Annotated in this window: 13 protein-coding genes; 8 read left to right on the plus strand and 5 right to left on the minus strand. The window is 53.1% G+C overall.

From position 1 onward, the window contains the following. The first annotated feature begins 101 nt into the window (after positions 1 to 101). Positions 102 to 1,136 carry an L-rhamnose/proton symporter RhaT gene (gene rhaT / locus NAZ64_RS18920; RefSeq protein WP_220569505.1) on the plus strand — a complete coding sequence of 345 codons (1,035 nt, stop codon included), beginning with the start codon at positions 102 to 104 and terminating at the stop codon, positions 1,134 to 1,136. On the opposite strand, the gene rhaR is transcribed toward rhaT, so the two are convergent. Further along, positions 1,133 to 1,981, minus strand: coding sequence for an HTH-type transcriptional activator RhaR (rhaR, locus tag NAZ64_RS18925; RefSeq protein WP_220569506.1), 849 nt, complete (start codon positions 1,979 to 1,981; stop codon positions 1,133 to 1,135). The genes rhaT and rhaR overlap by 4 nt on opposite strands. Before the next feature lie 152 nt (positions 1,982 to 2,133). After that, positions 2,134 to 2,970 carry an HTH-type transcriptional activator RhaS gene (rhaS, locus tag NAZ64_RS18930; RefSeq protein WP_001636299.1) on the minus strand — a complete coding sequence of 279 codons (837 nt, stop codon included), beginning with the start codon at positions 2,968 to 2,970 and terminating at the stop codon, positions 2,134 to 2,136. A 287-nt stretch (positions 2,971 to 3,257) separates the two neighbouring features. On the opposite strand from rhaS, the gene rhaB reads away from it, so the two are divergent. From rhaB to rhaM, 5 genes are all read left to right on the plus strand, one after another. Continuing rightward, on the plus strand, positions 3,258 to 4,727 hold the full coding sequence (gene rhaB, locus NAZ64_RS18935; RefSeq protein WP_220569507.1) for a rhamnulokinase: 1,470 nt from the start codon (positions 3,258 to 3,260) through the stop codon (positions 4,725 to 4,727). Continuing rightward, a complete protein-coding gene (locus NAZ64_RS18940) occupies positions 4,724 to 5,983 on the plus strand; it encodes an L-rhamnose isomerase (protein WP_220569508.1) in 1,260 nt (419 codons plus the stop codon). The genes rhaB and NAZ64_RS18940 overlap by 4 nt, the downstream gene beginning before the upstream one ends. 142 nt (positions 5,984 to 6,125) lie before the next feature. Continuing rightward, positions 6,126 to 6,953 carry a rhamnulose-1-phosphate aldolase gene (rhaD, locus tag NAZ64_RS18945; RefSeq protein ID WP_001179685.1) on the plus strand — a complete coding sequence of 276 codons (828 nt, stop codon included), beginning with the start codon at positions 6,126 to 6,128 and terminating at the stop codon, positions 6,951 to 6,953. A 126-nt stretch (positions 6,954 to 7,079) separates the two neighbouring features. Further along, a complete protein-coding gene (fucO, locus tag NAZ64_RS18950) occupies positions 7,080 to 8,228 on the plus strand; it encodes a lactaldehyde reductase (protein WP_023217882.1) in 1,149 nt (382 codons plus the stop codon). Next, complete coding sequence (rhaM, locus tag NAZ64_RS18955; protein WP_000619478.1) at positions 8,225 to 8,539, plus strand: L-rhamnose mutarotase; 315 nt, start codon at positions 8,225 to 8,227, stop codon at positions 8,537 to 8,539. Before fucO ends, rhaM begins: the two co-directional genes overlap by 4 nt. A gap of 88 nt (positions 8,540 to 8,627) precedes the next feature. On the opposite strand, the gene NAZ64_RS18960 is transcribed toward rhaM, so the two are convergent. Beyond that, positions 8,628 to 9,176, minus strand: a complete 549-nt coding sequence (locus NAZ64_RS18960; RefSeq protein ID WP_001517951.1) for a helix-turn-helix domain-containing protein — start codon at positions 9,174 to 9,176, stop codon at positions 8,628 to 8,630. Between the two features lie 100 nt (positions 9,177 to 9,276). Here NAZ64_RS18960 and NAZ64_RS18965 point away from each other — a divergent pair, with 100 nt between their 5' ends. Together NAZ64_RS18965 and NAZ64_RS18970 are read left to right on the plus strand one after the other, a co-directional pair. Beyond that, positions 9,277 to 9,936 (plus strand): AzlC family ABC transporter permease, encoded by a 660-nt coding sequence (locus tag NAZ64_RS18965; protein ID WP_000683586.1) that lies wholly within the window; start codon positions 9,277 to 9,279, stop codon positions 9,934 to 9,936. Next, positions 9,936 to 10,259 (plus strand): AzlD domain-containing protein, encoded by a 324-nt coding sequence (locus NAZ64_RS18970; protein ID WP_000527677.1) that lies wholly within the window; start codon positions 9,936 to 9,938, stop codon positions 10,257 to 10,259. The genes NAZ64_RS18965 and NAZ64_RS18970 overlap by 1 nt, the downstream gene beginning before the upstream one ends. A gap of 354 nt (positions 10,260 to 10,613) precedes the next feature. Here the strand turns inward: NAZ64_RS18970 and NAZ64_RS18975 are convergent, their stop codons facing one another. Together NAZ64_RS18975 and fdhD are read right to left on the minus strand one after the other, a co-directional pair. Next, entirely contained in the window at positions 10,614 to 11,681 is a 1,068-nt protein-coding gene (locus NAZ64_RS18975; protein ID WP_220569509.1) for a YiiG family protein, read from the minus strand. A gap of 192 nt (positions 11,682 to 11,873) precedes the next feature. Continuing rightward, complete coding sequence (fdhD, locus tag NAZ64_RS18980) at positions 11,874 to 12,710, minus strand: formate dehydrogenase accessory sulfurtransferase FdhD (protein ID WP_001059743.1); 837 nt, start codon at positions 12,708 to 12,710, stop codon at positions 11,874 to 11,876. Positions 12,711 to 12,823 lie beyond the last annotated feature (113 nt).

Here is a 12,823-nt window from a genome sequence, read left to right on the forward strand (position 1 = left end):
CCAACGGCGGCAATCGTTATAAGGTTACCAGGCTGCGTAATTTTTAAACTCATGCAAACGGAAGGGGTATCCCGTCCATAAAAAATAATGAGGAACATGTCATGAGTAACGCGATTACGATGGGTATTTTCTGGCATTTGATAGGGGCGGCCAGTGCAGCCTGCTTCTATGCTCCGTTCAAGCAAGTGAAACAGTGGTCATGGGAAACCATGTGGTCAGTGGGCGGCATCGTCTCCTGGCTTATTCTGCCGTGGACAATTAGCGCTCTGTTACTGCCTGATTTCTGGGCCTATTATGGACAGTTTAACCTCTCCACCCTTTTACCGGTTTTTATGTTCGGCGCCATGTGGGGCATCGGCAATATTAACTACGGTCTGACTATGCGTTATCTCGGGATGTCGATGGGTATCGGCATCGCTATTGGCATTACGCTTATCGTCGGCACGCTGATGACGCCTATCATCAACGGTAACTTCGATGTGTTAATCCATACCGAAGGGGGACGCATGACGCTACTTGGCGTTTTTGTTGCGCTGATCGGCGTCGGGATTGTGACGCGCGCCGGACAGTTAAAAGAACGCAAAATGGGCATTAAAGCGGAGGAGTTCAATCTGAAGAAAGGGCTTCTGCTGGCAGTGATGTGCGGTATTTTCTCGGCGGGGATGTCTTTTGCCATGAACGCCGCGAAACCGATGCATGAAGCTGCTGCCGCGCTTGGCGTTGACCCGCTCTATGTCGCGCTGCCGAGTTACGTGGTGATTATGGGCGGTGGCGCGCTGGTTAACCTCGGTTTCTGTTTTATCCGCCTGGCAAAAGTGCAAAATCTGTCAATAAAAGCCGACTTCTCGCTGGCAAGACCGTTGATTATCAGCAATATTCTGCTGTCCGCGCTTGGCGGTCTGATGTGGTATTTACAGTTCTTTTTCTATGCCTGGGGACACGCGCGCATTCCCGCGCAATATGACTACATGAGCTGGATGCTGCACATGAGCTTCTATGTGCTGTGCGGGGGGCTTGTCGGTCTGGTGCTAAAAGAGTGGAAAAATGCTGGCCGCCGTCCCGTTGCCGTATTAAGCCTCGGCTGCGTGGTAATTATTATCGCGGCGAATATTGTCGGTTTAGGCATGGCCAGTTAATCGCTTTGATTACTGAGATGGCGCCATTGGCTCGGCGTCATCCCGGTTTCCCGCGTGAACACCACTGAAAAATAATTACTATCTTCAAAGCCGCACTGCATCGAAATCTCGCTAATCATCAGCGGGCTATGCTGAAGCAGATACTGCGCGTGGCAAATACGGACCTGGCGTAAATATTGATTAATCGTCATCCCGGTTTGGGCGCGAAACTGCTGCCGCAGCACCCGTTCGCTGCATTGTTCCTGCTGGCAAAACGCATCCAGCGCAAAGGGACGCTCAAGGCTATTAGCCAAAGCGGTAATTAATTTATCCAACAGGGTTTCTCTGGAGGTTGCCGGAAGATCGTCGGTCGCGTAGCGATGCCGTTTTAACATCATCACCAGTTGACCAAACAGCAATTCCGCCATCTCATTCGCCAGCGGATCGCGCCCATTACTCTCATGTTCAAGCTGGTTAATGACCTGCCGCGCCTGATTCATTCCCATACTGCCCAGCCGCCAGTGAGGATGCCACTGCGCTCCCTGAAAGCCGGGAATCATCGCCTGCCAGTTTACATTGAGTTTCAAACGCTCCGGGCAGTAAATGATATTTTGCAGCACCAGATCGTTAACGGAGGTATAGGAGTGTTTGTCTTCAGCACGAATGTAAAACAGATCGCCGCGGGTAATTCTGTATGGGCGCTCATTAAGAACGTGTAGGCCATTGCCCCGCCAGACCATCACCAGTTCACAAAACTCATGCGTATGTTCCGCAAAAACATCCTGTGGATAGCGATCGGCAACCGTAACGGCCTGCTGCTCATCAGTAAAAAAATCTTTTTTCAAAAGGATTAACTGATTTGCCACCGCAGCACCTCATGTTGAATGCTTGCCGGATGGCGCTACGCTTATTCTGTCTACCGCTCGCCGCCGTAGGCCAGGTAAGGCGCAGCCGCCATCCGGTATTAAAGGGTATAATTATCAGCATATTGGCGACGAAAACGTTGATAGCGTTCGCGTTACTGGATTATCGCATCGCGTCCCTGACGGATATCCCGCGGCGACCAGTTAAATTCTCGGCGAAACAGAGTCGAAAAGTGGTTACTGTCGCCAAAACCGCAGCGGTACGCGATTTCTGTCACGCTATGATCGCTATGGCGCAATAAATGCCGGGCTTTGATCAAACGCAGGCGATTAAGGTAACGTTGCGGCGTCAGCCCGGTATGCTGTTTAAGCTGACGATGCAGCGTACGTAGCGACAGCGAAAACTGTTCAGCTACCGCCTCCCAGCAAACCTCCTCCGCAAAATGGTCTTCCAGCCATGCCATCAGTTGGTTGAGTTTGGCGTCGTTATTGGTCGCGCCTTCCATCAGGCTACTGCGGCGTAACAACACCAGTAGTTGCATAAACAAAATTTCGCGATTCGCCACCGCAGGCGCATCCATGCTGTCTCCGGCGCGCTCCATCAGACCGACCAACTGGCGCACCTGCTGCAACACACTCTGATTCACCCGCCAGTGCGAAGGATAGTAACCATCCTGCTCCTGCGGCAGCAATTGATCCAGCCCCGCCAGGAATTGGAAAGCGTCCGGCGAACGCCACAGTACATTCGTCAGGCATAGGTTGTCGGTATGTTCATATAAATGCCGGTCGTGATCGCGAACAAAACACACGGTACCGCCGCTGATGGTATACGGCTGCCCGTTGAATACATGAATGCCCGTACCGTGTTCCACAATCACGATTTCATGAAAATCATGATGATGTTCAGGGAAAGCGGCTTGCGGCAGACGGGGTTCAATCGCCACGGGCGCTTTACCTGATGGAAAAAAATCCACGCTATGCAGTACGGTCATGGTTGCTTCCTCCTGAATTCAACATGTCCGAATAGTAATTAAGGGCTATCGGCCTCACCTTAAATTTTTGACGCTAAAGCGCGCAAACATGGTCTTTTTTTCAAGAAAAGGCGGGAAAAAGCGGGAAATGCGGACGACATCACACCGGCCTATTAGTAGAAACTGTGAACGCTATCACGTTCATCTTTGCCTTGTTGCCAGCGGCTCATTTTCCTGTCAGTAACGAGAAGGTAGGTCTTTGAGGGCTTTTTTAGACTGTGCGCAATGACTCTAAGAAGGACCTGATTATGACTTTTCGCCATTGTGTCGCGGTTGATCTCGGCGCATCCAGCGGGCGCGTGATGCTGGCGCGTTACGACAGCAAACACCGTACCCTGACGCTACGTGAAATTCACCGTTTTGTGAACTGCCTACAAAAAACAGACGGGTTTGACACCTGGGACATCGACAGTCTGGAAAAGGATATCCGTCTTGGTCTGAAGAAAGTCTGCAATGAAGGCATTCTTATCGACAGCATCGGCATCGACACCTGGGGCGTCGATTATGTCCTGCTGGATAAACAAGGTCAGCGTGTCGGCCTGCCGGTCTCCTACCGCGATAACCGTACCACGGGCATCATGTCGCAAGCGCTGGTCCAGATCGGCAAAAGCGAAATCTATCGCCGCAGCGGGATTCAGTTTCTGCCGTTTAACACCATCTATCAGCTACGCGCGCTGACGAAACAACAGCCTGAGTTAACAGCGCAGGTCGCTCATGCGCTGCTGATGCCCGATTATTTCAGCTACCGCCTGACCGGTGAAATGAACTGGGAATACACCAACGCCACGACCACCCAGTTGGTCAATATCAATACCGATGACTGGGACGAGACCCTGCTGACATGGACTGGCGCGAAAAAGAGCTGGTTCGGTCGCCCCTCGCACCCTGGCAATGTTATCGGCGACTGGATTTGCCCGCAGAGCAACCGTATTCCGGTGGTAGCCGTCGCCAGCCACGATACCGCCAGCGCCGTTATTGCCTCTCCGCTGGCAAATAAACATAGCGCTTACCTGTCTTCAGGCACCTGGTCGTTGATGGGTTTTGAAAGCAAAATGCCCTACACCACTGACGAGGCGCTGGCTGCCAATATCACCAACGAAGGCGGCGCGGAAGGGCGTTATCGGGTACTGAAAAACATTATGGGTTTGTGGCTGCTCCAGCGTGTGCTGAAAGAACGGCGCATTACCGATCTGCCTGCGCTTATCGCCCAAACAGAAGCGCTGCCGGCCTGCCGTTTCCTGATTAACCCGAATGACGATCGCTTTATCAATCCTGACGATATGAGCGCCGAAATCCAGGCCGCCTGTCGCGAGACCGACCAGCCCGTTCCCGTCAGCGATGCCGAACTGGCGCGCTGCATTTTCGACAGTCTGGCGCTGTTGTATGCCGACATTTTGCACGAACTGGCAAATCTGCGCGGCGAAAAATTTACCCAACTGCATATTGTCGGCGGCGGCTGCCAAAACGCGCTACTCAACCAGTTGTGCGCCGATGCATGTGGTATTCGCGTGATGGCCGAGCCGGTTGAAGCCTCCACCCTTGGCAATATTGGTATTCAGCTTATGACCCTCGACGAATTAAACAACGTCGATGACTTCCGTCAGGTCATCAGCGCTAACTACGACCTGACAACCTATATCCCTAATCCTGATAGTGAAATTGCCCGCCACGTTGCGCAGTTTCAACCCAAACGACAGACAAAGGAGCTTTGCGCATGACCACTCAACTGGAACAAGCCTGGGAACTGGCAAAACAACGTTTCGCCGCAGTAGGTATTGATGTCGAGGAGGCGCTGCGCCAGCTCGATCGCCTGCCGGTTTCCATGCACTGCTGGCAGGGCGACGATGTTGCCGGATTCGAGAACCCGGAAGGTTCGTTGACGGGCGGAATTCAGTCAACCGGCAACTATCCGGGCAAAGCGCGTAACGCCACCGAACTGCGCGCCGATCTGGAACAGGCGCTGCGTCTGATCCCAGGACCAAAACGGCTGAACCTGCACGCCATTTATCTTGAGTCGGATACGCCGGTTGCTCGCGACCAGATCAAACCGGAGCATTTTAAAAACTGGGTGGAGTGGGCGAAAACGAACCGGCTGGGGCTGGATTTCAACCCCACCTGTTTTTCTCATCCACTGAGCGCTGACGGTTTTACCCTCTCTCATCCAGACGCGAAAATTCGCCAGTTCTGGATCGATCACTGCAAAGCCAGCCGCCGCGTCTCGGCATACTTTGGTGAGCAGCTCGGTACGCCGTCGGTGATGAACATCTGGATTCCGGACGGCATGAAAGACATTACCGTCGACCGTTTAGCCCCGCGCCAGCGCCTGCTGGAAGCGCTGGATGAGGTCATTAGCGAGAAATTCGACCCGGCGCACCACATCGACGCCGTCGAAAGCAAACTGTTTGGCATCGGCGCGGAAAGCTACACCGTCGGCTCCAATGAGTTCTACATGGGCTACGCCACCAGCCGTCAGACCGCGCTGTGTCTGGATGCGGGCCACTTCCATCCCACTGAAGTAATTTCCGACAAAATTTCCGCCGCCATGCTCTACGTGCCACGGCTGCTGCTACACGTCAGCCGCCCGGTACGCTGGGATAGCGACCACGTGGTGCTCCTGGACGATGAAACCCAGGCAATTGCCAACGAGATCGTCCGTCATAACCTGTTCGACCGTGTGCATATCGGCCTGGATTTCTTCGACGCCTCTATCAACCGTGTCGCCGCGTGGGTTATCGGTACCCGCAACATGAAAAAAGCGCTGCTGCGCGCTCTGCTGGAACCCACAGATCAACTGCGTCAGCTTGAGGCCAGCGGCGATTACACCGCGCGTCTGGCGCTGCTGGAAGAGCAAAAATCCCTGCCGTGGCAGGCCGTCTGGGAAATGTATTGCCAGCGTCACGACACGCCGGCTGGCAGCCAGTGGCTGGACAGCGTTCGCACCTACGAAAAAGAGATCCTGAGCAAACGTAGCTGACAGCGACACCTGATCTGTAGGCCGGATAAGACGCCCGCGTCGCTACCCGGCAATAAATGAAACACGATTGCCGGATGGCGCTGCGCTTATCCGGCCTACGTAAGACCCGAATAACCTTCGGGCAATAAATGGGAACACGAACATGCAAAATATTACCGATTCCTGGTTTGTCCAGGGCATGATTAAAGCCACGTCTGATGCGTGGCTGAAAGGGTGGGACGAACGTAATGGCGGTAACCTGACGCTGCGTCTGGATGAAGCAGACATCGCGCCTTTTGCGGCTAATTTCCACGAAAAACCACGCTATATCGCGCTAAGTCAACCCATGCCGCTGCTGGCGAATACGCCGTTTATCGTTACCGGTTCCGGCAAATTCTTCCGCAACGTGCAGCTCGATCCGGCAGCTAATTTAGGCGTGGTCAAAATCGACAGCGACGGCGCAGGCTACCACATTCTGTGGGGCTTAACCCACGACGCGGTCCCCACCTCTGAACTCCCGGCGCATTTCCTCTCCCACTGCGAACGCATCAAAGCCACCCACGGCAAAGACCGCGTCATTATGCATTGCCATGCGACTAACCTGATCGCCCTCACCTACGTACTGGAAAACAACACTGCGCTGATCACCCGCAAACTGTGGGAAGGCAGCACCGAATGCCTGGTGGTATTCCCGGACGGTGTCGGCATTCTGCCGTGGATGGTGCCAGGCACCGATGAAATCGGCCAGGCCACCGCGCAAGAAATGCAGAAACATTCGCTGGTGCTGTGGCCGTTCCACGGCGTGTTCGGAAGCGGACCTACGCTGGATGAAACCTTCGGTTTGATAGATACCGCAGAGAAATCCGCTGAGGTATTAGTCAAAATCTATTCGATGGGCGGTATGAAGCAGACCATCACGCGCGAAGAACTGGTCGCCCTCGGCAAACGTTTTGGCGTGACACCGCTGGCCAGCGCCGTAGCGCTGTACTAATACCTCCCAACTCAACGCCGGATGCGGCTTTGCCTTATCCGGCCTACAGGTCGGTGCGCATTTTACCGTAGGCCCGATAAGCGTAGCGCCATCGGGCAACAGGGAATTTTTTTAAGGAGAATAGTGATGAGCTTTATGTTGGCACTGCCAAAAATTAGCCTGCATGGCGCTGGAGCGATTGCCGATATGGTGAACCTCGTGGCGAATAAGCAATGGGGCAAAGCGCTGATCGTTACCGATGGTCAACTGGTAAAGCTGGGCCTGCTGGATAGCCTGTTTAGCGCACTGGATGAACATCAAATGTCTTACCACCTGTTTGATGAGGTGTTCCCAAACCCGACAGAAGAGCTGGTGCAGAAAGGTTTTGCGGCGTATCAGAGCGCAGAATGTGACTACATTATCGCCTTCGGCGGCGGCAGCCCGATCGATACCGCTAAAGCGGTGAAAATTCTGACCGCCAACCCAGGTCCATCTACCGCCTACTCCGGCGTCGGCAAAGTGAAAAACGCCGGCGTACCGCTGGTAGCGATTAATACTACGGCAGGTACCGCGGCCGAGATGACCAGCAACGCGGTGATTATCGACTCTGCCCGTAAGGTCAAAGAGGTGATCATCGACCCGAATATCATCCCGGATATTGCCGTGGATGACGCCAGCGTCATGCTGGAAATCCCGGCGTCTGTGACCGCCGCAACCGGCATGGATGCCCTGACCCATGCGGTGGAAGCCTATGTCTCCGTTGGCGCGCATCCGCTCACCGACGCTAACGCGCTGGAAGCGATTCGCTTAATCAATTTGTGGCTACCGAAAGCGGTTGACGATGGCCATAACCTCGAAGCCCGTGAGCAAATGGCATTCGGCCAGTACCTGGCGGGTATGGCGTTCAACAGCGCTGGTTTGGGGCTGGTTCACGCGCTGGCGCACCAGCCGGGCGCAACCCACAATCTGCCGCACGGCGTCTGCAACGCTATCCTGCTGCCAATTGTCGAGAACTTTAACCGTCCGCACGCCGTCGCGCGTTTTGCCCGCATCGCACAGGCGATGGGCGTGGAGACGCGCGGTATGTCTGACGAAGCCGCAAGTCAGGAAGCGATTAACGCTATCCGTACGCTGAGCAAACGCGTCGGCATTCCAGACGGTTTCAGCACGTTGGGCGTCACAAAAGAAGATATCGAAGGCTGGCTGGATAAAGCCCTCGCCGACCCGTGCGCGCCGTGTAACCCGCGCACCGCCAGCCGCGATGAAGTTCGCGAGCTGTACCTGGAGGCGTTATGATCCGCAAAGCCTTTGTGATGCAGGTAAATGCCGACGCGCACGAGGAGTATCAGCGTCGTCATAACCCAATCTGGCCGGAGCTGGAAGCCGTATTAAAATCTCACGGCGCGCATCACTACGCGATTTATCTCGATCAGGAGCGCAATCTGCTGTTCGCCACCGTTGAGATTGAATCCGAGGAACGCTGGAACGCCGTTGCCAGCACCGACGTTTGCCAGCGTTGGTGGAAACATATGCGTGACGTTATGCCCGCGAATCCGGATAACAGCCCGGTCAGCGCAGAGCTAAAAGAGGTGTTCTATCTGCAGTAAGTCGTGTGCCCGGTGGCGCAAGCTTACCGGGCCTACAGTTTTATTTTTTGTCGGCCGGATAAGGCGGTTACGCCGCCATCCGGCAATTTCAATTCTGCTCCGCTACCAGGATAGCCTGTGTATCCGGTTCCAGCGCTTTAAAGATATGCGCCTGGTCGCCGGGATAACAAATGTAATCGCCCTCCGCCAGCTCTTCCGGCGCCTCGGTTAAGCCGACGAGGGCTTTTCCCTGCGTAACAATAATATGTTCCACCGACCCCGGCGGATGCGGGTGAGAGATCCGGTCGGCCCCCGGCTGCGTCAACAGCAGATAGATATCACGCCGCGCGCCGGGCGGACACGCCGCCAGTAATATCGCCTGATAATGCGCCTGCTCCGCCACCACTTTGGTGCCTTCTCCGCGGCGAATCACCTGCGTTTTTTGTACCTGCGGCTCCAGCAGCCTGGCAAAGGGAATGTCGAGCGCGACGCATAGCGACCATAACGTCTCCAGGCTGGGGTTGCCGTTCCCTGCTTCCAGTTGTGAAAGCGTAGATTTAGCGATGCCTGCGCGCCGCGCAATCTCCGCCAGCGACAGTCCGGTTCGCTGGCGTTCGCGTACCAGACTTCTGGCAATGACGCTAATAGGTTGTGTCATAAAGCATCCAACGTTCACTATAACGAACGAAATGTTCGTCTTGTAAAGCAAATCTGTTCCGTTCATTATAATGAAAATTCGTTCGATATGACTAAAGAAGATGAAACACTATTTTTCCTGTCTCAAAGGAGACACGATAAAAGCGATATTTTTAGTGTGCCTGGCCGTGGGCGTCGTCGGCATGTCCTATGGCTCACTGGCGATGGCCTACGGTTTCCCACTGTGGGTGCCGTTTGTCCTCTCTATTTTTGTACTGGCGGGCGCGTCCGAATTTATGTTTATCGGCATTGTTGCCAGCGGCGGCAATCCGTTAGCGGCGGCGGCGGCAGGACTGCTGGTGAATGCGCGCCACGTGCCGTTTGGCGTAACGGTGCGCGATTTGGTTGGCACCCGCGCCGCCAGCTTTTTCGGCTGCCATATTATGAATGATGAGAGCGTGGTGTTCGGCCTGTCGCAAAAAACCCCCGAACAACGTAAAGCCGCCTACTGGCTATGCGGTCTGGGCGTCGCCCTATTCTGGCCGATTGGCACACTGATTGGCGCGGGTGTCGGCAAACTGCTCCCTGCCCCAGAAACCATCGGTCTGGATGCCGTATTCCCGGCAATCTTACTGGCGCTGGTGATCCCGGCGTTTAAAAACCGCACCACATTGATTCGTGGTTGCAGCGGCGCCGCGCTGTCGCTTGCCGCCGTTCCCTTTGTGGCGGCCGGATTGCCGGTGTTGCTTTCGCTGCTTGGCCTACTGGCGAGGAAAAAATAATGGGCAATATGACGCTATTTATTATCGGTATTGCTCTTTTGTCTGCGGGAACCTATTTGATGCGCCTCGGCGGCGCGAAACTTGGCAGCCGTCTGGCGCTGTCTGAGCGTTCACAGGCGCTGCTCTCGGATGCGGCAACGGTGCTGCTATTCTCCGTCGCGCTGGCGACCACCTTTTACGAAGGCGAACATTTTGCAGGAATGGCGCGCGTTCTTGGGGTTGGCTTCGCCGTATTTTTAGCCTGGCGTAAAATGCCGCTTATTGTGGTGATTATCGCCGCCGCGGTAGTGACCGCGTTATTACGAATGGCGGGTATTAATTAACGTCTTACAGAACAGTTGGACGTGACACCCTATAAGTGATGAAGGCTGGGCCGCCCTATGCTGAAGTGGCTCAGAATTTTCGCATCAGGCGGGATAAATGCTTTCCATATAAATGCCGATCCTCAATGACACTACCAGTACCTTCCAGCGTAACGTCAACATCTTGTGATAGCTTCAGATTACTGGTTTTCCTAATAACTCTCCTTAGTTAATGTTACGTCAGCTATTTTTACGGATATTGCCTGACGAAGAACACATGAACGAAAAAAGCGCCTGATCGGCGCTTTTTATTGGCGTTATAGCGTAATTTTATAGGCGCTTGCGCCAGCCTGCACGCAGTTAATGTGCCGTCACTCAACGCAGGCGATTATAATCATCCACCATCTCGTTATAACTTCTCAACGACGCCGGATAAGAATCCGCAACCATCCATCCTGTTGCAGGGTCCTGCACCCGTTTCTTTTCAAAATCAGAATACTCAACATTGTCCCTGATGCGACGAATATATTTTTTAGCTTTTAGCTGATAATCCGCCGCAGAATTAACGAAAGGAAAATTCCGTCCATCAGTATCCGACTGTTTCAATTGCGCAATCATTGTTTCCAGTTCCGCGACTTTTTTCATCATCGCTTCGGCATCAAAGGTATCGGCAGAAATAACCTTGTTGATCTGCTTTGCCGAAATCATGACAGCCAGAGAATAATAGTTAAATGTTTTACCTTCCGATTCTTCTATTTTCTTCAACTGTGTCAATTGCCGTTTGTCATTTATTTCCTGAATAGCCTCATGATATTTTTCCGAGACGGGTTTAAAATCCTCGATATTCTTCAGTAATGTCTGATGCAGCGCCTTACCTTTAGCAAAGGCATCATCTTTATAGTTTTCCTGGGTATAATATTTTTCCATTTCATTAATGGTATTACCCAGCGCGGCGGCGCTATCAATATAGCTAACGGCAACGCCATCAATAGGCTCAAGTAATGGCGTTAAGGCGGCCACCTGTTTCATCTCTTTCTGGCAATTCGTTATGTAAGACTCCGTAATACCATAAATGCCATAAACCAGACTCTCTTTCCCTGTCGGACCTTTTTTAAAGTCTTTCACCCAATCCGCGTAACGCGCCAGACTGTGCTGAACGGGCAATTGAAGTTTATTAAAACAATCGATATAGACATCCATTTTTTCACTATAAACTTCTTCAGCGTCAACCTCCGGCTGAACTGGCGTTTCTGGCTTCGCCGCCGGGGGCTGAGCTGGACTTTCGCCAGATTGCGTTTCCGGCGTCTGAGAAGGCGCTGGCGTCGCAGGCTGACTGCTGGTGGCCGACGTCGCCTCGGTTTTAACATTATTGTCATCACATCCTGTTGCGCCCAGGGTCATTAGCGCAATGATTATCGCTGAGGATAATAAATTCCTTTTCATTTAATTGCCTTTTGTATATTTACGTTGGGGTTCTCTTATTTTAACGAAAATATGGCCTCGCCACTACACGTCATTCCGTTATTAAGAGAGGCTGTAAAATCCAGAAAATATATATTTCATATACCATCATTCTACATAAAATATATATTAAATTAATAATATATATTTTACGCAAATGTAGAGGGTACTATTTTAGTCTGCGATTAACCGCTGCGGATGGGTATAAATCGTCGCCCGACCCGGCTTACAGAACCCCACCAGCGTAAGATTACACCGTTCAGCGACGTCAACCGCGAGCGTGGTGGCAGCAGAAACCGCAAACAAAATTTCCACACCGCACATCGCAGACTTCTGCACCATTTCGTAACTCGCACGACTGGAAACCAGCGCCGCGCCTTGCCGCCATTCCTCACCCTCCGTGGCGCGGCGACCGAGCAGTTTATCCAGCGCAACGTGGCGTCCGACATCTTCATGGCCCCCCGCCAGTTCACCCGACGGCATGACCCACGCCGCAGCGTGCGTACACCCCGTCAGCTTACCCGTCGGTTGAAAATCATTCAGATGTTTTAACGCGCGATCAAGGTTACCGAGATTAAACGTTTGGCTAAACGGCAGCGGTTGCACCGGCTTACCGATGTCATTGAGCTGTTCCACGCCACATACGCCGCAACCGGTGCGTCCGGCCAGCGCGCGACGACGCGCTTTCAGCCCCATAAATCGACGGCTGGAAAGATCAATCTGCACTTCAAGTCCGTTACAGGACGGTACAACGTCCATGCCATAGATTTCACGCGGGCTGTCAATGATCCCTTCCGACAGAGAAAACCCCATTGCGAAATGCGTCAGATCTTTCGGAGAGGCCATCATAACGACATGCGAAATGCCGTTATACACCAGTGCCACTGGCACTTCCTCGGCAACATCATCAAGTTGGGGGGACTGCAAATCCTCGCGTTTCCAGAGAGTCAACTGGCGTGAGGTTGTGAAATCAGTCACATTTAGGACTTCTTCAGACAGTATATTGTTCACTTTCTTTTAACCATATAAGAACACACACACCAACATTATGGTATTCTGTTACAACTCCTCCCGGATGGAGGAAAATTTATCCAATTCTGAACCTTTGCGGGCCCGTCCGCAAA

It is taken from the genome of Salmonella sp. A1325 (assembly GCF_056991255.1).

Coding starts and splice junctions, on each gene's coding strand:
- rhaT (WP_220569505.1), top strand. CDS start 102: ATGAGTAACGCGATTACGATGGGTATTTTCTGGCATTTGATAGGGGCG.
- rhaS (WP_001636299.1), bottom strand. CDS start 2,970: ATGACCGTACTGCATAGCGTGGATTTTTTTCCATCAGGTAAAGCGCCC.
- rhaB (WP_220569507.1), top strand. CDS start 3,258: ATGACTTTTCGCCATTGTGTCGCGGTTGATCTCGGCGCATCCAGCGGG.
- NAZ64_RS18940 (WP_220569508.1), top strand. CDS start 4,724: ATGACCACTCAACTGGAACAAGCCTGGGAACTGGCAAAACAACGTTTC.
- rhaD (WP_001179685.1), top strand. CDS start 6,126: ATGCAAAATATTACCGATTCCTGGTTTGTCCAGGGCATGATTAAAGCC.
- fucO (WP_023217882.1), top strand. CDS start 7,080: ATGAGCTTTATGTTGGCACTGCCAAAAATTAGCCTGCATGGCGCTGGA.
- rhaM (WP_000619478.1), top strand. CDS start 8,225: ATGATCCGCAAAGCCTTTGTGATGCAGGTAAATGCCGACGCGCACGAG.
- NAZ64_RS18960 (WP_001517951.1), bottom strand. CDS start 9,176: ATGACACAACCTATTAGCGTCATTGCCAGAAGTCTGGTACGCGAACGC.
- NAZ64_RS18965 (WP_000683586.1), top strand. CDS start 9,277: ATGAAACACTATTTTTCCTGTCTCAAAGGAGACACGATAAAAGCGATA.
- NAZ64_RS18970 (WP_000527677.1), top strand. CDS start 9,936: ATGGGCAATATGACGCTATTTATTATCGGTATTGCTCTTTTGTCTGCG.
- NAZ64_RS18975 (WP_220569509.1), bottom strand. CDS start 11,681: ATGAAAAGGAATTTATTATCCTCAGCGATAATCATTGCGCTAATGACC.